General features: G+C 75.0%; 7 protein-coding genes and 1 tRNA gene. 4 read left to right on the forward strand and 4 right to left on the reverse strand.

Annotated elements, in window-relative coordinates; genetic code table 11:
* Positions 1-16,736: SDR family NAD(P)-dependent oxidoreductase (locus ACFQ87_RS10715; protein WP_380610288.1), on the reverse strand; the 16,736-nt coding region annotated here is incomplete at its 3' end.
* 71 nt (positions 16,737-16,807) lie between these two features.
* Between ACFQ87_RS10715 and ACFQ87_RS10720 the strand changes: the two genes are divergently transcribed.
* Complete coding sequence (locus ACFQ87_RS10720) at positions 16,808-17,086, forward strand: hypothetical protein (protein ID WP_380610289.1); 279 nt, start codon at positions 16,808-16,810, stop codon at positions 17,084-17,086.
* Between the two features lie 251 nt (positions 17,087-17,337).
* Complete coding sequence (locus ACFQ87_RS10725; RefSeq protein WP_380610290.1) at positions 17,338-18,330, forward strand: alpha/beta hydrolase; 993 nt, start codon at positions 17,338-17,340, stop codon at positions 18,328-18,330.
* 8 nt (positions 18,331-18,338) lie between these two features.
* Here the strand turns inward: ACFQ87_RS10725 and ACFQ87_RS10730 are convergent, their stop codons facing one another.
* The 3 genes from ACFQ87_RS10730 to ACFQ87_RS10740 form a co-directional block, all read right to left on the reverse strand.
* Positions 18,339-20,663 (reverse strand): HelD family protein, encoded by a 2,325-nt coding sequence (locus ACFQ87_RS10730; RefSeq protein ID WP_380610291.1) that lies wholly within the window; start codon positions 20,661-20,663, stop codon positions 18,339-18,341.
* 154 nt (positions 20,664-20,817) lie between these two features.
* On the reverse strand, positions 20,818-22,239 hold the full coding sequence (locus ACFQ87_RS10735; RefSeq protein ID WP_380610292.1) for a phytoene desaturase family protein: 1,422 nt from the start codon (positions 22,237-22,239) through the stop codon (positions 20,818-20,820).
* A gap of 198 nt (positions 22,240-22,437) precedes the next feature.
* Positions 22,438-22,511 (reverse strand) — tRNA-Met (locus ACFQ87_RS10740).
* Between the two features lie 219 nt (positions 22,512-22,730).
* Between ACFQ87_RS10740 and ACFQ87_RS10745 the strand changes: the two genes are divergently transcribed.
* Positions 22,731-23,543: a glycerophosphodiester phosphodiesterase gene (locus tag ACFQ87_RS10745; protein ID WP_380610293.1), complete on the forward strand. Its 813-nt coding sequence runs from the start codon at positions 22,731-22,733 to the stop codon at positions 23,541-23,543.
* 6 nt (positions 23,544-23,549) lie between these two features.
* Positions 23,550-24,944, forward strand: coding sequence for an MFS transporter (locus tag ACFQ87_RS10750; RefSeq protein WP_380610294.1), 1,395 nt, complete (start codon positions 23,550-23,552; stop codon positions 24,942-24,944).
* Positions 24,945-25,069: the final 125 nt, after the last annotated feature.

A 25,069-nucleotide genomic window follows, 5' to 3' on the forward strand; every position in this document is an offset into this window, starting at 1 on the left:
CGCAGCGCCCGACTCCGCAACACCACCACCCGCGCCGCGTCCTCCAGCGACAGCAGACCGGCCACATACGCGGCCGCGATCTCCCCCTGGGAATGCCCGATCACCGCGGCCGGTCGCACCCCGCACGACTCCCACCAGCGAGCCAGCCCCACCATCACCGCGAACAACGCCGGCTGCACCACATCCACCCGGTCCAGCAACCCGCCCGAACCGTCCCGCAACACCTCCACCAACGACCAATCCGTCAGCGGATCCATCACCCCCGCACACGCCTCCACCGCGGAGGCGAACACCTCACTGGACACCAGGAGTTCAGCAGCCATCCCCGCCCACTGCGACCCCTGCCCCGGGAACACGAACACCGCACCCGGCGCTCCGGCCTGTCCGGCCACGGGCAACGGTTCCGCGCCCAACCCGCTCAGCCGATCCACGAGTTCGGACAGATCCCGCCCCGACACCACCGCCCGGTGCTCCAACACCGCCCGACCCGAGGCCAGCGTCCGCGCCACGGCCACCGGGTCGGTCTCCGGGTGATCGGCCAGCCAGCCACGCAGCCGATCCGCCTGCGCGCGCAGCGCGGCCTCGGACCCCGCCGACAGCGCCCAGGGCACCACCCCGCCGCCACCCGCCGGTTCCTCGGCTCCGGGGGCGGCCGGGGCGACGCCCGCCGGGCCCTCCTCCAGGATCACGTGCGCGTTGGTGCCGCTGATCCCGAACGAGGACACCCCGGCCCGGCGCGGCCGACCGGTCTCCGGCCACTCCACCGCCTCCGCCAACAGCTCGACCGCGCCCGCCGACCAGTCCACGTGCGACGAGGGCTCATCCACGTGCAGCGTCCGAGGCAGCACCCCGTGGCACAGCGCCATCACCATCTTGATCACACCCGCCACACCCGCCGCCGCCTGGGTATGACCGATGTTCGACTTCACCGACCCGAGCCACAACGGCTCACCGGCCCGCTCCCGCCCGTACGTCGCCAGCAACGCCTGGGCCTCGATCGGGTCCCCCAGCGTCGTCCCCGTCCCGTGCGCCTCCACCACATCGACGTCCGACGCGGCCAGCCCCCCGCTCGCCAACGCCGCCCGGATCACCCGCTCCTGCGACGGACCGTTCGGCGCCGTCAACCCGTTGGACGCCCCGTCCTGGTTCACCGCCGAACCCCGCACCACCGCCAGCACCCGGTGCCCGTGGCGCACCGCGTCCGACAGCCGCTCCATGAGCAGCAGTCCCACGCCCTCACCCGCGCCCATGCCGTCGGCCGCCGCGGAGAAGGCCTTGCTCCGCCCGTCCGGTGCCAGGCCGCGCTGGCGGGAGAACTCCACGAAGAAGTCCGGGGTGGACATCGCCGTCACCCCGCCGGCCAGAGCGAGGTCGCATTCCCCGGAGCGCAGCGCGTTCGCCGCCAGGTGCAGCGCGACCAGCGACGACGAGCACGCCGTGTCGACGGTCAGCGCCGGGCCTTCCAGCCCGAACGTGTAAGCGACGCGGCCCGAGGCGACGCTCGTGGCGTTGCCGGTGAGCACGTGTCCCTCGACGCTGGACGGCATCCCGCCCGTCGCGTAGTCGTGCCCGGCCATCCCGGCGAAGACGCCGGTCCTGCTGCCGCGCAGCGACCGCGGGTCGATCCCGGCCCGCTCGAAGGTCTCCCACGCCGTCTCCAGCAGCAGGCGCTGCTGCGGGTCCATCGCCAGCGCCTCGCGTGGCGAGATCCCGAAGAACTCGGCGTCGAACTCGGCCACGCCGGACAGGAATCCGCCGCGGCGAACGTAGCTGTGGCCCGGCCGTTCGGGGTCGGGGTCGAACAGCGACTCGACGTCCCAGCCCCGGTCGGTCGGGAAGTCGCCGATCGCGTCGCGCCCGGCGGCGACCAGCTCCCAGAGGTCTTCGGGCGACGCGACGCCGCCCGGGAAGCGGCAGCCCATCGCGACGATCGCCACCGGGTCGTCGGCGCGGACCGCCGTGCTCGCGGCGGAGGGCGCCTCGGCGGACGCGGTCCCGCCCGGCGCGGCGGCGGTCAGCCGTTCCAGGAGGTGGCCCGCGAGCCGGAGCGGTGTCGGGTGGTCGAAGACCAGGGTGGACGGCAGCCGCAGACCGGTGGCGCCGTTGAGCCGGTTGCGCAGCTCGACACCGGTCAGCGAGTCGAAGCCGAGGTCGCGGAAGGCCGTCTCGGGGCGCACGCTCTGCGCCGAGTCGTGGCCGAGCACCACGGCCGCCTCCGTCCGCACCAGGCGCAGCGCGAGGTCGAGGCGCTCCTCGGCCGAGGCGCCGGCCAGCCTCCGGGCCCACGGCAGAGCGCCGTCCATGGCCGCTCCGCGGCGTGGTGACGCCGGACCGGCGAGCGTCCGCAGCAGCGGCGGCACGGGCCCGGTGGAGGTGCGCAGCGCGGCGAGGTCCAGCCGCGCCGGGACGAGTACCGGCTCGGGGCGCTGCCACGCGGCGTCGAACAGGGTGAGCCCTTGCGGCGTCGAGAAGGGCAGCAGCCCGCCGCGGGCGAGCCGCTTGAGGTCTGCGGCGGCGAGGTGCTCGGTCAGTCCGGTGCGCTCGGCCCACAGGCCCCACGCCAGGGACGTGGCCGGCAGGCCCCGGGCGCGGCGGTGGTGTGCCAGGGCGTCGAGGTACGCGTTGGCGGCGGCGTAGCCGGCCTGGCCGGCGGTGCCGAGGACGCCGGCCGCCGAGGAGTACAGCACGAAGGCCGACAGCTCGGTGCCCCGGGTGAGGTCGTCCAGGTTGGCGGCGGCCTCGGCCTTGGCGCGCAGGACGCGGTCGACCTGCTCCGGCGTCAGCGCCTCGACCAGCCCGTCGTCGAGCACGCCGGCGGCGTGGACGACGGCGGTGAGCGGGTGCTCGGCGGGGATCGCGGCGAGCACCCGGGCGAGGGCCTCGCGGTCGGCCGCGTCGCAGGCCTCGATGCGCACGTCGGCACCCAGGTCGGCGAGGTCGGCGGCCAGGGTGGCCGCGCCAGGGGCGTCCGCACCCGACCGGCCGAGCAGCAGAAGGTGCCGGACGCCGTGCCGGGTGACCAGGTGGTGGGCGAGCTGGCGACCGAGCGTCCCGGTACCGCCGGTGATCAGCACGGTCCCGTCGTCGGCGAGCGGCTGGGGCACGGTCAGCACGACCTTGCCGATGTGCCGGGCGCGGCTGACGAAGCGCACCGCCTCGCGGGCGTGGCGCAGGTCGAAGGTGCGGACGGGCAGCGGGTGCAGGGCGCCCGCCTCGAAGAGTTCCACGAGTTCGGCGAACAGTTCGGCGATCCGGTCCGGGCCGGCGTCGATCAGGTCGAAGGCCCGGTAGCGGACGTCCGGGCGGTCGGCCGCGACGGCCTCCGGGCCGCGCACGTCCGTCTTGCCCATCTCGACGAACCGGCCGCCGTCCGCGAGCAGGCGCAGCGAGGCGTCCACGAACTCCCCGGCGAGCGAGTTCAGGACGACATCGACGCCCCGGCCACCGGTGGGCCCGGCGAAGCGCTGCTCGAAGCCGGTGTCGCGGGAGGAGGCGATCCGCTCGTCGGACACGCCGAGCCCGCGCATGACCGGCCACTTCGCGGGGCTCGCGGTGGCGAGGACCTCGGCACCCCAGTGCCGGGCGAGCTGGACGGCGGCCATGCCGACGCCGCCGGCCGCCGCATGGACGAGGACGGTCTCGCCGGACCGCAGCCCGCCGAGGTCGCGCAGCCCGTACAGCGCCGTCAGGAAGACCACCGGCACGGAGGCCGCCCGGGCGTACGACCAGCCGGCGGGCATACGGGCCAGCAGGCGGTGGTCGGTGACGGCCAGCGGGCCGAAGGCGCCGTCGAACAGGCCCATCACCCGGTCGCCCGGCGCGAGCGTGGTGACGCCCGGTCCGACCTCGGTCACGACGCCCGCCGCCTCGGCGCCGACGACCGCCCGGCCGGGGTACATGCCGAGCGCGATCAGCGCATCGCGGAAGTTCACCCCGGCCGCGCGCACCGCGATCCTGACCTGCCCGGTGGCGAGCGGCTCGGCCGCGGCCGGGTGATCGACGACGGCGAGGGCGTCGATGGTCTGCCGCGGGCCGGACTCGACGCGCCAGGGTGCGGGCCCGTCCGGCAGCACGAGCGCCTGGTGGGCGCCGGCGCGGACCAGGCGCGGGATCAGCACGGTGCCGTCCCGGACGATCGCCTGGGCCTCACCCGCCGCCAGGACGGCGCGCAGCAGGTCCACCGGGAGAGCGGTGTCGGCGCTGTACGGGTCGTGGTCCAGATCGACGAGGACGAAGCGGTCCGGGTGCTCGGTCTGGGCGCTGCGGACGAGGCCCCAGATCGCCGCGTGCGCCGGCCCGGGGACGTCCTCGGACGGGTCGGACGCGATCGCGCCCCGGGTGACGACCACCAGGCGGGCGGTGGCGAGGCGTTCCTCGGCGAGCCAGCCCCGGAGGGCGCCGAGGACGGTGTGGACGGCGGCCGCGACGGCGGCGGGCCCGGTGCCGTCCGCGGGCGGGCAGGGCAGGACGGCGACGTCGGTCCCGGCCTCGGCGGCTGCGACCGGGTCCGGGTGGGCCGGAAGGCCGAGGTCCGGGCGGGCCGGCCGGTCCGGCGACGGGGCGCCGAGCAGCGCCCAGCGCACGTGCGGGTCGGGCTCCTCCTCCGGCAGAGCCGCCGGCGTCCAGTCCACCCGGTGCAGCCAGGCCGGGTCGGCGGCGGTCGGACCCGCGAACCGCCCGGGGGCCAGCGGCCGCAGCACGAGCGACTCGGCGCGCGCCACCGGTGTGCCGGCGTGGTCGGTGGCCAGCAGGGACACCGCATCGCCGCCGGTGCTCCGCAGCCGCACCCGCAGGGCGGTGACGGGCTCGGCGGTCCTCTCCCTGGTCACACCCGCCCAAGCGAAGGGCAGCAAGGTGCGACCCGAGGCCTCCACCGCGTCCAGCGCGGCGAGGTGCAAGGCGGCGTCCAGGAGCGCGGGGTGCAGGTGGTAGCCGTGCTCGTCCCGGGCCGGTCCGTCCGGGAGTTCGACCTCGGCGAACAGGTCGTCGCCGTGCCGCCAGGCGGCTCGCAGGCCCTGGAAGGCCGGGCCGTAGTCGTAGCCGAACTCGGCGAGGCGGTCGTACAGCGCGGTGGTGTCGACGGCCTCGGCCTGCGGGGGCGGCCACGGCAGCAGGTCGTCGGCGGCGGCCTGCGGTGGGGCGGCAGAGAGGCTGCCGGTGGCGTGCCGGGTCCACGGCTCGTCCTCGGGGGCGTCCTCGGGTCGGGAGTGGACGGCGAGGGTCCGGACGCCGGCCGCGTCGGGCGCGGCGAGTGCCACGTGCAGCCGGACGCCGGCGTGTTCGGGCAGCACGAGCGGCTCGTGCAGGGTGAGTTCGTCGACCACCGGGCAGCCGGCCTCGGCGCCGGCCCAGGCCGCGAGGTCGAGGAACGCGGTGCCCGGCACGAGGGCGGTGCCGTGCACGGCGTGGTCGGCGAGCCAGGGGTGGGCGGGCACGGACAGCCGTCCGGTGAACGACGTCCCGCCGTCCTCCGGCGAGCGCACGGCGGCGCCCAGCAGCGGGTGGCCGACTGCGGTGAGTCCGAGGTCGTGCGCGGCGCCCGCGACGGGCGGCGCGTCGAGCCAGTAGCGGCGGTGTTGGAAGGCGTAGGTCGGCAGTTCGACGTGCCGGCCGGCGGGGAGCAGGGCGCTCCAGTCGACGGGCAGGCCCGCGACGAAAGCCGCCGACAGCGCCGTCACCAGGCGCCCGGGACCGCCCTCGTTACGACGCAAGGTCTCCAGGACCACAGCACCCGGGACGTCCTCCAGCTGATCGGCGATCGGGACGACCAGACCCGGATGCGGGCTGCACTCCACGAACAGCGTGTGCCCGTCCCCGACCGCAGCCCGCACCGCCGCATCCAAACGCACCGTGCCACGCAGATTGTCGAACCAGTACGAACCCGCCAACCGCTCCGGCGCATCCACCACCTCACCCGTCACCGTCGAGTACATCGCCACCCGACCCGCCAACGGCCGCACACCCGACGACAGTTCGACGACCTCATCACGCACCGCATCCATGTACGCCGAATGCGAGGCGTAGTCGACCGGAATCCACCGCGCCCGCACACCCTCACGCTCACACCGCTCGACCACCCCGGCCAGCGCCTCGACGTCCCCGGACAACACCACACTCGACGGGCCGTTGACCGCCGCCAACGACAACCGACCATCCCCGGCCAGGAGTTCAGCCACCCGCCCGGCACCGACACCGACCGACAGCATCCCCCCACCCGACACCCCGCGCAGCGCCCGACTCCGCAACACCACGATCCGGACCGCGTCCTCCAGCGACAGCAGACCAGCCACATACGCGGCCGCGATCTCCCCCTGGGAATGGCCGATCACGGCGGCCGGCCGCACCCCACACGACTCCCACCACCGAGCCAGCCCCACCATCACCGCGAACAACGCCGGCTGCACCACATCCACCCGGTCCAGCAACCCGCCCGAACCGTCCCGCAACACCTCCACCAACGACCAATCCGTCAGCGGATCCATCACCGACGCACACTCCTCCACCGCGGAGGCGAACACCGGGCTGGACACGAGGAGTTCAGCAGCCATCCCCGCCCACTGCGACCCCTGCCCCGGGAACACGAACACCGCACCCGACCCCGACGCAGCAACCGACTCACCCTCCGCCAACTCACCCAGCCGACCAACGAGTTCAGCCAGATCCCGCCCCGACACCACCGCCCGGTGCTCCAACACCGCCCGACCCGAGACCAACGCCCGCGCCACATCCACCGGATCGACCTCCGGGTGATCGGCCAGCCAGCCACGCAACCGATCCGCCTGCGCGCGCAGCGCCGCCCCCGACCGCGCCGACACCACCCACGGCACCACCCCGCCCGTTCCCGCAGTCGTCACCGGCTCCGCCGGAGCGCCCCCGCGTTCGACGGAGGCGGGCTGTTCGAGGATCACGTGGGCGTTGGTGCCGCTGATCCCGAAGGAGGACACCCCGGCCCGGCGCGGCCGACCCGTCTCCGGCCACTCCACCGCCTCCGCCAACAGCTCGACCGCGCCCGCCGACCAGTCCACGTGCGGCGAAGGAGCGTCCACGTGCAACGACTTCGGCAACACCCCGTGCCGCAACGCCATCACCATCTTGATCACACCCGCCACACCCGCCGCCGCCTGGGTATGACCGATGTTCGACTTCACCGACCCGAGCCAGAGCGGCCGGTCCTCGGGACGGTCCTGTCCGTAGGTGGCCAGCAGCGCCTGGGCCTCGATCGGGTCACCCAGCGTCGTCCCCGTCCCGTGCGCCTCCACCACGTCGACATCGGACGCGGCCAGCCCCCCGCTCGCCAACGCCGCCCGGATCACCCGCTCCTGCGACGGACCGTTCGGCGCCGTCAACCCGTTGGACGCACCGTCCTGGTTCACCGCCGAACCCCGCACCACCGCCAGCACCCGGTGCCCGTTGCGCACCACGTCCGACAACCGCTCGATGACGAGCAGGCCGACGCCCTCGCCCCAGCCGGTACCGTCCGCGCCCGCCGCGAACGGCTTGCACCGACCGTCGACCGACAGCCCGCGCTGGCGCGCGAACTCGACGAACACGTGCGGCGTCGACATGACCGTCACACCGCCCGCGAGCGCGAGGTCGCACTCCCCCGAACGCAGCGCGTTCGCCGCCAGGTGCAGCGCGACCAGCGACGACGAGCACGCCGTGTCGATGCTCACCGCCGGCCCCTCCAGGCCCAGCGAGTACGCGACCCGGCCTGAGACGACGCTCCCGACGTTGCCCGCGAGCAGCATGCCCTCGTAGCCGTCCGGGGCCCGGTGCAGACGGGAGGCGTAGTCGTGGTGCATGACGCCCGTGAAGACGCCGGTCCGGGAACCGCGCAGCCCGGCGGGGTCGATGCCCGCGTGCTCCAGCGCCTCCCAGGAGGTCTCCAGCAGCAGCCGCTGCTGCGGGTCCATCGCGCGTGCCTCGCGCGGCGAGATGCCGAAGAACTCGGCGTCGAAGTCGCCGGAGTCGTACAGGAAGGCGCCGTGCCGGGTGTACACCGTGCCGGTGCGGTCCGGGTCCGGGTCGTACAGGGCGTCGACGTCCCAGCCGCGGTCGCTCGGGAAGGCGCCGACCGCGTCGGTCTCCTGGGCGACGAGGCGCCACAGGTCCTCGGGCCCGGTGACGCCGCCGGGGTAGCGGCAGCCCATGCCGACGATCACGATCGGCTCGTCGTCCACCGGGGCGGCCGCGGGCGCCGGGGCGGCCGTCACCGGGGCGCCGACCACCTCCCTGATCAGCCGTGCCGCGAGGGCGGTCGCGCTGGGGTGGTCGAACACCACGGTGGCGGGCAGCCGCAGGCCGGTGAGCGAGTTGAGCCGGTTGCGCAGTTCCAGCGCGGTGAGCGAGTCGAAGCCCAGCTCGCGGAAGGCGCGTTGGACGTCGACGGTGTCCGCTTCGCCGTGGCCGAGTACGGCGGCGGTCTGGGTGCGGACGAGGTCGAGTGCCGCGCGGGCGCGGCGGTCCTCGGGCAGCTCGGCCATCCGGCGCGCCCAGGAGGGCGCGTCCGCCGGGCCCGTCGCGGCCCCGGCCGCGCGCTGCAGCGGGGCGCGGACCAGTCCGCGGAGCACGGGTGGCACGGTGCCGGCCGCCGCGAGGTCGCGCAGCGCCGCTCGGTCGAGGCGGGCGGTGACGGCGTACGGCAGATCGCACCGCAGCGCCGCGTCGAAGAGCGCGAGCCCGTCCTCGGTGGACAGCAGGCCGATGCCGCCGCGCGCGAGTCGGGCGAGGTCGGCGGCCGCGAGGTGGCGGGTCATCCCGCTGCCCTCGGCCCACAGCCCCCAGGCGAGCGCGTTGCCGGGCAGCCCGGCCGCGCGGCGGTGCTCGGCCAGCGCGTCGAGGAAGGCGTTCGCGGCCGTGTAGGCGCCCTGACCGGCGTTGCCGGTGACCGAGGTGACGGAGGAGAACAGCACGAGGCCGTCCAGATCCTGCTCGCGGGTCAACTCGTGCAGGTGCCAGGCCGCGTCCACCTTGGGGCGCAGGACGGCGTCCAGGCGCTCGGGGGCGAGGGTCTCCACCGTGCCGTCGTCGAGGACGCCGGCGGCGTGGACGACGACGCCCAGCGGGTGCTCGGCGGGCAGCTCGGCGATCAGCGTCGCCAGCTCCTCGCGGCGGGAGACGTCGCACGCGGCGATCGTCACCCGCGCGCCGAGCGCGGCCAGTTCGGCCCGCAACCGCTCGGCGCCCTCGGCCCGCTGCCCGGCCCGGCTGACCAGCAGCAGGTGGCGCAGGCCGTGTTCGGTGACCAGCCGGCGGGCGATCAGCGCGCCGAGGGTGCCGGTGCCGCCGGTGATCAGCGCCGTGCGGTCCGGGTCCAGCGGGCGCCCGGCGCGCGGGGCCGGGGTCGGGACGAGCCGGGGGCGGTGCAGGATCCCGTCGCGCAGCGCGAGTTGGGGCTCGTCGGCGGTGACGGCGGCCCGCAGGGCCCGGCCGGAGCGCGCGGAGTCGTCGAGGTCGATCAGGGCGAAGCGGCCCGGGTGCTCGGACTGCGCGGTGCGCAGCAGGCCCCACGCCGGGGACTGGCCGAGGCCCGACACGGCGTCGCCGGGGCGGACGGCGACCGCGCCCCGGGTGACGACGACCAGCCTGGCGGCTTCCGGGCGGTCACCGGCCAGCCAGGCCCGGACGGTGTCGAGGGCCCAGCGGGCGGCGGCGTGCGCGGCCTCGGCGGTGCTGCCGCCGAACGCTGCGGGAACGGTGGTGACCACCACGGCGGGTGCGGGGTGCCCGGCGGCGGTGTGGGCGTCGAGGCCGGCGAGGTCCGGGAACGCGCCCTGCGGGTCGAGGCCGAGGTCGTCGGCGCCGAGGACCACGCAGTCCGGGTCCGCGGCGGTGGCGGGGGCGGGCAGTTCCGTCCAGCGCAGCTCGAACAGCGCGTCGCGCGGGGTCGGATCGGCCGCTTCGAGGCGGTCGGCGGGCAGTTCGCGCAGGCTGAGGCCGCCGACCGTGAGGACCGGCGCTCCGGTGGTGTCCTCGACGGCGAATGCGGTGGCGCCGTCGGGCGCGGGCGACAGCCGGACCCGCAGGGCGGTGGCGCCGGTGGCGTGCAGCCGTACGTCGGTGAAGGAGAACGGGATGCGCGGGGCCGCGGCGGCCGGTGCCTCGGAGGACGGTGCCCCGGAGACCGGTGCCTCGGCGGCGGCGTCGGCCAGGAGCAGCGGGTGGAGCGCGGCGTCGAGCAGGGCGGGATGGACGCCGTGCGCGGCGTCGCCCCGGCCGGGTTCGGCGGGTAGGCGGACCTCGGCGTACAGGTGGTCTCCCGCGCGCCAGGCGGCGGCGAGGCCCTGGAACCACGGGCCGTAGCCGTACCCGAGGCGGTCGAGGCGGTGGTAGGCGTCGGCGAGGTCGAGCGGCTCGCTGCCCGGCGGCGGCCAACTGCCCTGGGCAGCCGGTTCGACGGGTTCCTCGGCCGCTGTCAGGGTGCCGGAGGCGTGCCGCGTCCAGGGCCGCTCGGCGGGCTCCTGGCCCGGCTCGCCCTCGGGGCCGGACGGCCGGGAGTCCACGGTGACGACGTGCCGGCCCGCAGGGTCGGCGGGGGCGACGGCCACCCGCAGCTGCGTCCGCCCGGTGGCGGGCAGCACGAGCGGAGCCTCCAGGGTGAGCTCCTCGACGTGCGAGCAGCCGGCGAGGGCGCCCGCCCGGAGGACGAGGTCGAGGAAGGCCGTACCGGGCAGCACGGGCGTGCCGGTCACCGCGTGGTCGGGCAGCCAGGGCTGGGTGTCCGCGGCGAGTCGGCCGGTGACCAGGGTGGTGCCGTCGGGGGTGGTGGTGACGGCGCCGAGCAGCGGGTGATCGACGGCGTCGAGGCCGAGGTCCGCGGGGGCGGTCCGCGCGGGCCCGGCGGTCAGCCAGTAGCGGCGCCGCTGGAAGGCGTAGGTGGGCAGGTCGACGTGCCGGCCGCGGTGGTCCCCGGGGAGCAGCGCGTCGGGGGCGGGGTCCGCCCCGTGGACGATCGCCTCGGCGACGGAGGCGAGGAACTGGTCGAGGCCGCCGTGGTCGCGCCGCAGGGTGCCGATGGCCGTGCCGCCGGTGCCGCCGGAGCCGTCAGTGCGGTCGGCCCCGTCGGTGCCGCAGGCGTCCAGCGTCTCCTGGGTGCCGATCTTGAGGACGGGGTGCGGACTCGCCTCGACGAAGAGCCGGTGGCCGTCCGCGCTCAGGGCGCGCACGGCGGGCTCGAAGCGGACCTCCTGGCGCAGGTTGCGGTACCAGTAGTCGGCGTCGAGCGTCGTGGTGTCGGTCAGCAGCCCGCCGGTGACGGTGGAGTAGAAGGCGATCCGCGCGGCGCGGGGCGCGAGGTCGGCGAGCGCGACGAGCAGCGGTTCGCGCAGCGACTCGACGTGCGCCGAGTGCGAGGCGTAGTCCACCGGGATCCGGCGGGCGCGCACGCCGGCCCGTTCGCAGTGCGCGAGGAGGGCGTCGAGGGCGTCGGCGTCCCCGGAGACGACGGTGGTGGCAGGGCCGTTGCGGGCGGCGATGCCGAGCCTGCCGTCCCAGGGCGCGAGGAGCTCACCGACCTCCTCCGCGGGCAGCGGTAGGGAGACCATGCCGCCGGTGCCCGCCAGGCCGAGCAGGGCGCGGCTGCGCAGGGCGACCACCTTGGCGGCGTCGTCCAGGGTGAGCGCGCCCGCGACGTACGCGGCGGCGATCTCGCCCTGCGAGTGGCCGACGACGGCGCTCGGTTCGACGCCGACGGACCGCCACAGCCCGGCCAGCGCGACCATGACGGCGAACAGCACGGGCTGGACGACGTCGACCCGGGACAGGTCGGGCGCGCCCGGCCGACCGCGCAGGACGTCGTGCAGGGACCAGTCGGTCCAGCGGGCCAGCGCCGCCGCGCAGGCCTCCAGCTCGGCCGCGAACACCGGTGAGGCGTCGAGGAGTTCGACGGCCATGTCGGCCCACTGCGAGCCCTGGCCGGGGAAGACCAGAGCGGTCGCGCCGCGGGCGGTGGACTGGGCCCGGACGAGGTTGTCGGCCGGCTCGCCGTGGGCGAGCGCGGTCAGCCCGCGCAGCGCGTCGGCGTGCGTGCGGGCGAGGACGACGGCGGTGTGGTCGAACCTGGTCCGGCTGCGCAGCAGGGCGTGGCCGAGCGCGTGCCGGTCGGCGAGCCCGTCCGCCCCACCGGCCCCGGCTCCGGCCGTGGCTCCGGCTCCGGCCGTCGCGAGGTGGCGGGCCAGCCGGGCGGCCTGGGCGCGCAGCGCCGCCTCGGTACGGCCGGAGACGGTGAGCGGCGCGGGCAGGTCCGGGCATCCGGCGCCCTCGGCCTCCGCCGCCCGCTCGGTGTCCGCCGGGGCCTGCTCCACGATGACGTGGGCGTTGGTGCCGCTGATACCGAACGAGGAGATGCCGGCCCGCCGGGGGCGTTCGGGGCCGACCGGTGAGGGCCACGGGGTCGCGGCCGTCGGCACGGTGACCGCGCCGTCCGCCCAGCGCACCTTCGGCGAGGGCTCGCGCAGGTGCAGGGTGGCGGGTACCAGTCCGTGCCGTATCGCGAGCACGGTCTTGATCAGCCCGGCGATCCCGGCCGCCGCCTGGGTGTGGCCGATGTTGGACTTCACCGAGCCGAGCAGCAGGGGGTGTTCGGGGGCGCGGTCGCGGCCGTAGACGGCGAGCAGGGCGTGCGCCTCGACCGGGTCGCCGAGGGCGGTGCCGGTGCCGTGGGCCTCGACCACGTCGACGTCGCCGGGCGCCAGCCCGGCGGAGCCCAGCGCCTGCCGGATCACCCGCTGCTGGGCCGCCCCGCTGGGGGCACTGAGACCGTTGCTGGCACCGTCCTGGTTGACGGCGGAACCGACGAGCAGGGCGAGCACCGGGTGGCCGTGGCGTCGGGCGTCCGACAGCCGCTCCAGCAGGACGACGCCGACGCCCTCGGCCCACGCCGTGCCGTCGGCGTCGGCGGAGAACGGCTTGCAGCGGCCGTCCGGGGCGAGGCCGCGCTGTCGGGCGAACTCGACGAACATGCCGGGCTCGGCCATCACGGTGGCACCGCCCGCGAGGGCCAGCGCACACTCGCCGTTGCGCAGGGCCTGAGCGGCCAGGTGCACGGCGACGAGCGAGGAGGAACAGGCGGTGTCCACGGTGACGGCGGGGCCTTCGAGGCCGAGCTCGTAGGCGATCCGGCCGGAGGCGACGCTCGGCGTGGTGCCGGTGAGCAGGTAGCCGTCCAGACCGTCGACGGGCTGGTGCATGCGCGGGCCGTAGTCCTGCGCGGTGGCGCCGACGAACACCCCGACGCGGTCGCCGCGAAGCCCGGCGGGGTCGAGCCCGGCGCGCTCCAGCGCCTCCCAGGACGTCTCCAGCAGCAGGCGCTGCTGCGGGTCCATGGCGAGGGCCTCGCGCGGGCTGATGCCGAAGAACTCGGCGTCGAACTCGCCCGCGCCGGCGAGGAATCCGCCCTCGCGCACGTAGGTGGTCCCGAGCCCGCCCGGGGCGGGGTGGTGCAGCCGGTCGAGGTCCCAGCCGCGGTCCCGGGGGAACGGTCCGATCGCGTCCACGCCCTCGGCGGCCAGGCGCCACAGCTGCTCGGGGGTGTGGGCGCCGCCGGGGAAGCGGCAACCCATGGCGACGACGGCGATCGGGTCGCCGTCCCCGCCGGCCGACGCGGACGGCTCGGCCCGGTGCTCCCGCGCGGGCAGTTCCAGGGCCCGGGAGCGCAGGTGGCGGGCGAGGTCGGCGGGCGTCGGGTGGTCGTAGCCGGCGCTCGCGGGCAGGTCCAGGCCGGTGGCGGCGGACAGCCGCTGGAGGAGTTCGACGGTGGCGAGCGAGTCGAGTCCCGACTCGCGGTAGGCGAGGTCCGGGCGGACGGCGTCCCTGGTGGCGTGGCCGAGCACGGCGGCCGCGTGCGAGCGGACCAGGTCCAGCACCACCCGCGCCTGGTCGGCCTCCGGCAGCCCGGCGATCCGGCGGGCGAGCGGCGACGACGGCACCGGGCCCGCGGCCCCGGGCGCGGTGTCCCGGAGCACGGTGTCCCCGGGCGCGGTGTCCTCGGGCGCGACGTCCCCGAGCACGGTGTCCCCGGGGGCGACGTCCTCGGGGGCGGCGGCGCGCAGCCAGTGCCGGGTGCGCTGGAACGCGTAGGTGGGCAGCTCGACCCGGCGCCGCGCCGGGGCCTCGAACAGCGCGGTCCAGTCGAGCGCGGCGCCCAGGGTGTGCAGCCGGGCGGCGGTCTCGGCCAGGGCGTCCGCCTCCGGCCGGCCGGCCCGTAGGGTGGCGGCGGTGGCGAAGGCCTCGCCGCCCTCGGGTACCGGGCACTCGCGGGCCAGCGCGGACAGGCTGCCGTCCGGCCCGAGTTCGACCAGGACGGTCACGCCGGCCTCGCGCAGCCGGTCGACGCCGTCCCCGAAGCGCACCGCCCCGCGCACCTGCCGCACCCAGTAGTCGGGCGAGCACAGCTCCTCGCTGGTCGCCGCGCGGCCGGTCACGTTCGACACCACGGGCGTCGTCGGCGGACGGAAGGCCAGCCCCCGCGCGACCTCCGCGAAGGCGTCGAGCATCGGCTCCATCCGCGGCGAGTGGAAGGCGTGGCCGACCCGCAGTCGCCGGACCTTGCGGCCCTGCGCCCGCCACTGCTCCGCGAGGGCGAGCACGGCCTCCTCGTCGCCGGAGACGACGGTGGCCGCCAGCCCGTTCACGGCCGCGATCGAGACCCGGTCCCGGAGGTCGGCGAGCGCCTCCACGACCTCCGCCTCGCCCAGGCGGACCGCCACCATCGCGCCGCCCGTGGGCAGTTGCTGCATCAACCGGCCTCGGGCGGCCACCAGGGCGCAGGCGTCGGGCAGGTCGAGGACGCCGGCCACGTGCGCGGCCGTGAGTTCACCGATCGAGTGGCCGAGCAGCAGGTCGGGGACGACGCCCCAGTGCGCCAGCAGCCGGTGCAGCGCCACCTCGACGGCGAACAGGGCCGGCTGGGTGAACTCGGTGCGGTGGACGAGCTCCGCCTCCGGGCTGCCCCCGGGCGCGAACAGCACCTCGCGCAGCGGGCGCGAGAGGTGCGGGTCGAGGTGGCGGCAGACCTCGTCGAAGGCGGCGGCGAACTCGGGGAACCGGTGGTGCAGTTCGCGGCCCATACCGGGGCGCTGGCTGCCCTGGCCGGTGAACAGGAAGGCGGTGCGGCCGGGCCTGACCTCGCCGCTCACCACGCCGGGGGCGGCGCCCGAGGTGCGTAGCGCGTCGAGGCCGGCCAGCAGCCCCGCGCGGTCGGGGGTGAGGACGACGGCGCGGGCGGACAGGTGGCTCCGGGTGGTGGCGGCCGACCAGCCGAGGTGCGCCGGCTCGACATCGGGGTGTCGCAGCAGGTGGTCGTGCAGGCGGTCCGCCTGGGCACGCACCGCCTCGGGTGTGGTGCCGGAGAGCGGGACGAGGACCGGGGCCCCGGGATCCGCGACCGGCGCGGCGGGACCGGCGGCGGCCGGCACCGCCCAGGCCCGCCCGCTCCCACCGGGCGGCCGCTCCGCCAGCACCACATGGCAGTTGGTGCCGCCCATGCCGAAGGAGCTCACCCCGGCGACCAGCCGCCGCTCGGGCTGCGGCCAGGCGCCCGTCACGTCCTGGACGCGCAGGCCGAGCTCGCCCAGCGGGATGCGGGGGTTCGGGGTCTCGTAGTTGAGGCTGCGCGGCAGCTCCCGGTGGCGGATGGCGAGGACCGTCTTGACCAGCCCGACGATTCCCGCCGCACCCTCCAGGTGCCCGAGGTTGGTCTTCACCGAGCCGACCCGTAGCGGCGCCCCGGCCTGGCGGCCGGTGCCCAGCGCGGCGCCGAGGGCCGCCGCCTCCACCGGATCGCCCACGGGGGTTCCGGTGCCGTGCAGTTCGACGTACTGCACGTCGGCCGTGCGGAACCCGGCCCGGCGGTGGGCCGCGCGAATCACCTGCTCCTGGGCCGCGGCCTCGGGCGAGGTGAGCGCCGCGCCGCCGCCGTCGTGGTTCATCGCGCTGCCCGCCACCACGCAGTACACGGTGTCGCCGTCGACGAGCGCTCGGGCCAGCGGCTTGAGCACGACGACCGCGCCACCCTCGCCGCGCACGTAGCCGTTGGCGCGGGCGTCAAAGGTGAAGCACCGCCCGTCCGGAGAGAGGCCTCCCAGCTTGCCCGCGTCGTCCGGGGCGTCAGGGACGAGGTCGAGGTTGACGCCGCCGGCCAGGGCGAGTTCGGACTCGCCGCGCCGCAGGCTCTCACACGCCACGTGCACCGCGACGAGCGAGGAGGCCTGGGCCGCGTCGACCGTCATGCTGGGGCCGCGCAGGCCGAGCGTGTAGGAGACCCGGTTGGCGATCATGCTGCGGTGCAGGCCGGTCACCTGGCGCGCACCGGCCGCGATGCCCGCGCGGCGCAGCAGCACGGCGTAGTCGTCCCAGATCGCCCCGGCGAACACACCGACCGGGGCGCCGCTCAGCCCGTGCGGCGGGATGCCCGCGCGCTCCAGGGCCTCCCAGCACAGTTCGAGCATGAGCCGCTGCTGCGGGTCCATGAGCGCCGCCTCGCCCGGACCGATGCCGAAGAACTCCGGGTCGAAGCCACTGACCTCGTCCAGGTAGCCGCCGCGCCGGGGCCGGTCCGACCCGCCGACGGCGCCCGTGGCGCCGGGGCGTTCCGGCGGTGTCGCAGTGCGGCGACCGTCGGGGAATTCCCGGACGGAATCGACGCCGGTACGCAGGAGTTCCCAGAACCCGTCCGGGGTGTCGGCTCCCGCCACACGGCAGGCGAAACCGACGATCGCGACAGCATCCGAATCGGGCATACCGTTCCATCACGTCCAGAGTCGATTAGCACGGGCGAGCGCAGGCAGCAGAACTCTGAATCGGGAGATCGATGATCCGCAAGCACCGGCTTTCGGCCAGCCCGACGCCGCAGAAGGGCACCGAAATCACCCAAAGCCACTCGATGCTCTCCTGGAACACGGCCTGGAACTGCAGAAATGCGATCACCCGACGAGATCACCGGTCTGGTTTTCGCCACCGCGAACATCGCACCCACACGTCCGATTCCGATGCGAAAAAACCATCAGAAATCGAAAGACCGTTCGACATCGATTCACTGGAGTCACTCCTGTCACTCGATGAAGCGATCCCACCTCGACCGGAATGCTGAATTCCCATCCGTTCGAACGCCTGGCGGAATTCAAAGGTGAAAACCTTCCGACGCGTCGGCGAATTCCGGCCAATCGAGAACTTACCACCGACCCAACGGAACCCGGGCGCCAAGATCACTGGGATGGCCCCATCGGCCCGCCTTCGCCAGGCCCTCTTCAGCTACCGGCTGGTCCAGGCGCGAGAGACTTGCCGCAGTGGCAGGGGCCCGGGGGGTGAGGCCGGGCGTTGATCGGGCGAAGGGGGTCTTCGATGACGGATGGATCGGCGGCGCGGCAGGTGCCTCCGCTGGACCCGCAGGTGGCGGCGGCGGTGGCGGCCGCCGGCGCGGGGGCGCGGGAGGTGCTCACCGCGGAGGGCCTGGCGGCGTGGCAGGAGCGGGATCGCGCCGACCGGCCCCGCCCGACGCTCGAACGGCTACGCGACGGCGGCCGGTTCGAGGTGGCGGAGCTGAGCGTTCCTCGGGCCGACGGCGAGGGCGACGTCACGCTGGTCAGCGCGCGGCCCGCCGGGGTCCGCGGGGCGCTGCCGCTGCTGTACTACCTGCACGGCGGCGGGATGGTGACGGGCAACGCGTGGTCGGTCCTGCCGCGGCTGCTGCGGGGGTGGGCGCTGCCGCTGGGGTTGGCGGTCGTGTCCGTCGAGTACCGGCTGGCGCCGCGCACCCGCTTCCCCGGAGCGGTCGAGGACTGCTACGCCGCACTCGACTGGGCGGTCGAGCACGCGGGTGCGCTGGGCGTGGACGCGCGGCGCCTGATCGTCGGCGGCAAGAGCGCCGGCGGCGGGCTCGCCGCGGCCCTGGCCCTGCTGAGCCGCGACCGTGGCGGCCCGGCGCCGCTCGGCCAGCTGCTGCTGAGCCCGATGCTCGACGACCGCGGCGACACCTTCTCCAGCCGCCAGATGGTCGGCCACGACACCTGGGACCGCGCTTCCAACGCCACCGCCTGGCAGGCCCTGCTCGGCGACCGGTACGGTGCTGCCGACCTCTCCCCCTACGCCGCCCCGGCCCGCGCCACCGATCTCGCCCGGCTGCCCGCCGCCTACGTCGAGGCCGGGTCGGCCGAGACCTTCCGCGACGAGGCGGTCGCCTACGCCAACGCGATCTGGCGGGCCGGCGGCGAGGCCGAACTGCACGTGTGGCCCGGTGCCTGCCACGGTTTCGACACCCTCGCCCCGCACGCGACCCTCAGCCGGGACGCCCACGCCGCCCGCACCCGCTGGCTACGACGCATCCTGCAGCGGTGAACCGGTGATCACCCGGCCCTGGGCGCGAGCCGCCACAGCGCGGCGGGCAGCTCGCCGCTGTGCACGACGCCCAGCCGCTGGGTGGCGCGGGTGAGCGCGACGTACAGGTCGTTCAGTCCGCGCGGCGAGTCGTCGACGATCAGGCCCGGCTCCGCGATCAGCACCGAGTCGAACTCCAGGCCCTTGACCTGCTTGACGTCCACGACCGCCACCGGGCTCGGCGCCGCGGGGTCCTCACCCACGGACGCCTTCGGCACCGCCGCCACCACCGCCTCCGCGAGGTCCGGCAGCAGTTGGTCCGGCACGATGACCGCCAGCCGCCGCTGGCCGAGTCCCGCCGCCTCCTCGGCGACCACCTCGGCCAGCCGCTCCGCGAGCCGCCCCGGCTCGACCCGCAGGCGCCAGGGCCGCTCGCCCGAGTCCCGCACGGAGGAGGGCGCGTCCAGCTCCGGGTCGAGCTCGGCCAGCACTTCGGCCGCGACGGCCATGATCTCGCCCGGCACCCGGTAGTTCTGGGTGAGCTGTTCGAGCTGCCACCGGCCGGCGACGTAGGGGTCGAGGACCCGCGCCCACGACCCGGTGCCGGCCAGGTCTCCGGTCTGCGCCGTGTCGCCCACGACGGTCATCGACTTGGTCGGGCAGCGTCGCATCAGCAACCGCCAGGCCATCTCGGACAGTTCCTGGGCCTCGTCCACGATCACGTGGCCGAAGGTCCACGTGCGCTCGGCCGCGGCCCGCTCGGCGGGGGTACGGCGGTCGGTCTCCTCGTTCCGCTCGGCCAGCCATTCGGCGTCGACCAGGTCGGAGGCGGTCAGTACCGCTCCCTCCTCCGCCTCCAGGGACCGCGAGCCCGCCGCGACGTCCAGGACGCCCTGGGCGTACTCGATCCGCTGCCGCCGGGCCGCCTCCTCGCGCAGGCGCTCCGCCCGGTCGTCCTCGCCGAGGAGTTCGGCGGCCTCGTCCAGCAGCGGGACGTCGGACGCCGACCAGGGGCCCTCCCCGTCCTCGTCCCGCAGCAGCAACGCCCGGTCCTCCCGGTCGAGGCCCGGAGCCGCCGACTCCAGTCGCTCCGGCGAGCAGAACAGGTCCGCCAGCAGCTGCTGCGGGGTCAGTTCGGGCCACAGCAGGTCGAGCACGTCCCGCACCGCGAAGTCCTCCAGCATCGACCGCCGGATGTCCTCCACCTCCTCGTCCTCCAGCAGGCGCGGCCCGCCGAAGGGGTCGGCTCCGATGATGTCGGCGTACTGGTCGGCCAGCGCCGAGGTGATCTCCCGGACCACCAGCGGCCTGATCACGTTGTGCTGGAGCAGTGCGCCACGGGCCCGGTCGCGCACCCGCGCGACGGTCGCCGGGTCCAGCGTCAGCGCCTGCCCCTCGTAGTCGATCTCGATCGGCTCGTCGGGCACGTACTCGCGGTCCCGGACGGCCGCCCGGATGACCTCGGCCATCACCAGCCGCCCCTTGACCTCGGCGACCTCGGCCGGCTCCGGGGCGTCGGCCCGGACCCCCGGGTAGAGGTCGCCCACGGTCGCGAGCAGGACGCTGGTCTCGCCCAGGGCCGGCAGCACGTCGCCGATGTAGTGCAGGAAGGACGGGTTCGGCCCGATCACCAACACGACCCGCTGGGTGAGCTGCTGACGGCGGGTGTAGAGCAGGTACGCCGCGCGGTGCAGCGCCACCGCCGTCTTGCCGGTGCCCGGGCCGCCCTGGACGACCAGGACCCCGCCGTGCTCGGCCCGGATGATGCGGTCCTGCTCGGCCTGGATGGTCTCGACGATGTCCGACATCCGCCCCGTGCGGCCGGTGTTGAGCGCGGAGAACAGGGCGGTCTCGCTGGTCAGCCCGCCGGAGCCGGCCCCGGCGGTCGCGGTGTCGAGTCCGTCCAGCGTGAGCGGTTCGTCGTGGACGTCGACCACGACGCGGCCCTGTTCCTTGATGTGCCGGCGCAGCCGCACGCCGTCCGGGTTCACCGCGGTGGCCAGGTAGAACGGCCGGGCGGCCGGCGCCCGCCAGTCGACGAGCAGTGACTCGGACTCCTCGGACTCCTCGGAGTCCTCGAACAGGCCGACCCTCCCGACGTACAGCCGGCTGTGGTCGAGCAGGTCCAGCCGGCCGAAGCACAGCCCGTGGTCGGCGGCTTCGAGCTGGGCCAGGCGGCCGGAGTACACGGTGTGGGTGACGTTGCGCTCCAGCCTCGCCTGGTCCGTGCCGCCGGAGGCCTTGAGGACCGCCGCCATCCGCTCGGACAACTGCTGCCTGAGTTCGTCGAGCCGTCCGTAGAGCATGGACACGTACTCCTGCTCACGCCGGGTCTCCGCGTCGGGATTTGACAACCTACCAGCCCTCCGTGCTAAGATGAGGCGAGATGGTTTTCAGTTGCGTTCGCTGAGTTTGAAGCATACTCAGCTTTGCCTGCCCTCTCCACTTCGCCGGTTCGAGGTCGGCCTCGACCATCCGGGAACGCCCCGGTCATCCGGGAACTCGCCGTCACCGCTTCGCCAGCCACCTCAGGGCCGACTCCGCCGCGTGGAAGCCGGCCATCCCGTGCACCCCCGCGCCCGGTGGGGTGGCGGCGGAGCACAGGTACACGCCGGGCACCCCGGTCGCGTACGGGTCCACGGCGAGGCGGGGGCGCAGGACGAGCTGGCGCACCGTGTTGGCTCCCCCGACGATGTCGCCGCCGACGTGATTGGCGTTGTCCGACCGCATCCGTGCCACCGTACGGACGGACCGGGCGCGGACGCGCGTCCGGAAGCCGGGGGCGAACCGCTCGATCTGGTCGAGGACCGGCTCGGTCGCGTCGCCCCGATAGCCGTGCGGGACATGGGCGTAGGCGTAGACCGGGTGCAGGTCCCCGACCGAGCGGGACGGGTCGGCCAGGTACTGCTGACCGACGAGCACGAAGGGCCGGCGGGGCATCCTGCCGCGGAAGGTCGCCTCCTCGGCGGCGGCGACCTCCTCGAACGTCCCGCCGAGATGGACGGCGCCCGCGGACCGGCAGTGCTCGTCGGCCCACGGGACGCCGCCCTCGACCGCCAGGTCCACCTTGAAGGCCGCGGGGCCGTACCGGTACCGCCGGTAGGCGCGGGCGGTCCGGTGCGGCAGGCGGTTGCCCAGGATCCGGACGGCGGCCTGCGGGCCGGTGTCCAGCAGGACGAGGTCGGGCCGGTCGAGCTGGTCGAGCTCGCGGACCTCCACTCCGGTCTCGACGGTGCCGCCCAGCCGCTCCAGCAGCCGTGCCATCGCGGTGGTGATCGCCTGCGAGCCGCCCTGTGCCACCGGCCACCCGTGGGCGTGACCGACGGCGATCAGCATCAGGCCGATGGCGCTGCTGAACGGCGTGCGGAGCGAGCTGAAGGCGTGGGCCGCCGCACCGCCGAACAGGGCCCGGGCCTGCTCACCGCTCCACCTCCTGGACGTCCACGAGGCGGGCAGCAGGGCCTGGGCGCCGAACTCGGCGAAGGCGAGCGGCGAACCGGGCACGTGCGGGACGGGACGAAGGACGTCCTCCGCGAGCCGGTCGAAGCGGCTCGACAGTCGACCGAACACGCGCCGCCACGTCCTGCCGTCCGCCGGCGGCATGAGCTCGGCCGTCCGGTCCACGTCGCGCCACAACACCCCGGCGGCTCCCGAGTCCAGGGGGTGGGCCAGCTCCACCTGGGACCAGAGCCACCGCAGCCCGTACTCCTCCAGGCCCAGCGACCGCAGGAACGGCGAGGCGACGCCGGTGGGATGGAAGGCGGAGCAGTCGTCGTGGATCAGCCCCGGCAACGTCAGCTCACCGGACCGGGTGCCGCCGCCGATCGTCTCCCGTGCCTCCAGCACCCGCACCCTGACGCCCTGCTGGGCGAGGCGGATCGCGGCGGCAAGCCCGTTGGGTCCGCTGCCGACCACCACGGCCGTCGTCATGCCGTCAGCCCACCTCTCGCCGGGGCCATCGGGGGGCGAACGGGTCGGCCCACCCGGCACACGGGGGTCAGCCTAGATGCCGGTGGCGGATTGACGGCGCCTCATACGAACGACATGCGACCCGCGGTTCACGGCGGCCACACGGAACGAAACGAGGCCGGGGCCGACGCGATCACGCGTCGGCCCCGGCCTCCGTAGTAGCGGGGACAGGATTTGAACCTGCGACCTCTGGGTTATGAGCCCAGCGAGCTACCGAGCTGCTCCACCCCGCGTCGGTGTGACCACCATATGCGAGAACCCGGTGATCACAAAATCGGGTTTACGGGACGGTAGCCCTCACGCCGCCGGCCCGTACCGCGCCGCTCTCCCGGGGAGGGCGAGGCAGTGATCGTTACTGCTTGACAGGGTGCGTAATACTGTAACGCGCGCGATCCGGGACGGCCGCGGAACGGGCAGCGCTGCCTCCTGTTCCCCGCAGCTCGGAGCACCACATGCACGCCTTCCTCGACCATCCGGGGCCGCTCGCCTTCGCGCACCGGGGTGGTGAGCTCGGGCATCCCGAGAACTCGCTCGCCGCGTTCGAGGCCGCCGTGGCGCTCGGGTACCGCTACCTCGAAACGGATGTGCACGCCACCGCCGACGGGGTGCTGGTGGCCTTCCACGACTCCCGGCTCGACCGGGTCACCGACCGCGGCGGGGCCGTGGCCGAACTGCCCTGGGAGAGCGTCAGGCGGGCCCGGATCGGCGGGACGGAGCCGGTGCCGCTGCTGGAGGACCTGCTCGGGGCGTTCCCGGCGGCCCGGTTCAACATCGACGTCAAGGCGGCGCCGGCCGTCGGTCCGCTGGTCGAGACGATCCGCCGGACGAACGCCTGGGACCGGGTCTGCGTCGGCGGTTTCTCCGACAGCCGCCTGGCCGCCGTCCGGGCCGCCGCCGGGCCCCGGCTGGCCACCTCGCTCGGGCCCCGCGAAGTGGCGCGGCTGCGGCTGCGCTCGCTGGGCGAGCTGGTGCTGCCGAGGTCGCCGCGGCCGGAGCGCGGGGCGGCGCCGTACCTCGGGGTGTGCGCGCAGGTGCCGGAGCGGCACCGGGGCGTTCCGGTGGTCGACCGGGCCTTCGTCCGGACCGCGCACCGGCTCGGCCTGCAGGTTCACGTGTGGACTGTGGACGATCCCACACGGATCCGCTCTCTCCTGGACCTCGGTGTGGATGGCATCATGGCCGATCGCATCGACGTCCTCCGGGACGTCCTCAGCGAGCGCGGCTGCTGGACGGACGGCAGCACCGGCTCCAGCACGGGGAGATAGGGCCGTATGAGCACCACGGACCACCTGCAGGACCACGTGGCGGAGGACCCGCCACGCGCCACCGACGACGGCCGCGCCCTGCGCCGGGCGCAGTTCGGCTGGTACATCAACGACTGGGCCAACGCCGCCTTCTCCGCCACCGTCCTGACGGTGTTCCTCGGGCCGTACCTGACCGAGGTGGCCAAGAGGGCCGCCGACGCGTCCGGCGACGTGCACCCGCTCGGCCTGTCGATCCGCGCCGGATCGTTCTTCCCGTACACCGTCTCCTTCTCCGTGCTGATCTCGGTCGCGGTGATGCTGCTGACCGGCACGGTCGCCGACCGCACCGGACGGCACAAGGAGCTGATGTGCGGCTTCGCGTACGTCGGCGCGCTCGCCACGATGGGGATGTTCTTCCTCGACGGCGACAAGTACCTGCTCGGCGGCGCGCTGCTGGTGGTCGCCAACATCGCGTACGCGGTGTCGGTCGCCCTCTCCTACGCCTACCTGCCGGGCCTGGCCTCCCCCGACGAGCGTGACAAGGTCTCCTCCAAGGGCTGGGCCTACGGCTACGCGGGCGGCGGCCTGCTGCTGATCGCCAACCTGGCGCTGTTCCAGAACTGCGACTCGCTGGGACTGTCCTCCGGCACCGCCGTGCGGATCTGCCTGGCCTCGGCCGGACTGTGGTGGGCGCTGTTCACCGTCGTCCCGCTGCTGCGGCTGCCCTCCCGGGCCGGTGTCGCGCCCAGCCGCGCCGCCGCCGCGGCCGACCAACCCGCTGCGGGCAGCCTGCGGGAACTCGGCCGGACCCTGAAGGGCATGCGCAAGCACCCGCTGACGCTGCTCTACCTCGCCGCCTTCCTCTGCTACAACGACGGCATCCAGACCGTCGTCTCGCAGGCCTCGCTGTTCGGCAGCGAGGAACTCGGCATGGACCAGACCTCACTGGTCACCGCCGTGCTGATGGTCCAGGTCGTGGCGATCGGCGGCGCGCTGCTGCTCGGCCGGATCGCCCAGCGGTACGGCGCCAAGCGGACCATCCTCGGCTCGCTGGTCGGCTGGGTGGTCACCCTGGCGCTCGGCTACTTCATGCCCGCCCACCAGCCGGCCTGGTTCTACGCCCTGGCCTGCATGATCGGCCTGGTGCTCGGCGGCAGCCAGGCGCTCTCCCGCTCGCTGTTCTCGCACCTGATCCCGGCGGGCCGGGAGGCGGAGTACTTCAGCCTGTACAAGGTCAGCGACCGCGGCACCAGCTGGATGGGCCCGCTGGTCTTCGGCCTCGCGTACCAGGTCACCGGCAGCTACCGCTCGGCGATCATCTCGCTGCTGGTGTTCTTCGTGATCGGCTTCGCGGTGCTGGTGAAGGTGCCGCTGCGCCGGGCCATCGAGGCCGTGGGCAACCCGGTTCCCGAGCGGCTGTGAACGGAGCCGCTGTAACGGAACCGCTGCTCTCCTGACACCTCAGGAGAGCGGCAGGGCCCGGTCCCATGAGGGCGGTACGGGCGAGGTCGCGGCCGGCAGGGCCGGCGCTCCGCGAGGATCGACCG

The organism is Kitasatospora sp. NPDC056531 (assembly GCF_042794375.1).
Classification (GTDB): domain Bacteria; phylum Actinomycetota; class Actinomycetes; order Streptomycetales; family Streptomycetaceae; genus Kitasatospora.

Bases quoted from the DNA above. Each gene is read 5' to 3' on its own strand.
- ACFQ87_RS10750 (WP_380610294.1), top strand. From the start codon at position 23,550: ATGAGCACCACGGACCACCTGCAGGACCACGTGGCGGAGGACCCGCCA.
- ACFQ87_RS10720 (WP_380610289.1), top strand. From the start codon at position 16,808: ATGATCCGCAAGCACCGGCTTTCGGCCAGCCCGACGCCGCAGAAGGGC.
- ACFQ87_RS10735 (WP_380610292.1), bottom strand. From the start codon at position 22,239: ATGACGACGGCCGTGGTGGTCGGCAGCGGACCCAACGGGCTTGCCGCC.
- ACFQ87_RS10745 (WP_380610293.1), top strand. From the start codon at position 22,731: ATGCACGCCTTCCTCGACCATCCGGGGCCGCTCGCCTTCGCGCACCGG.
- ACFQ87_RS10725 (WP_380610290.1), top strand. From the start codon at position 17,338: ATGACGGATGGATCGGCGGCGCGGCAGGTGCCTCCGCTGGACCCGCAG.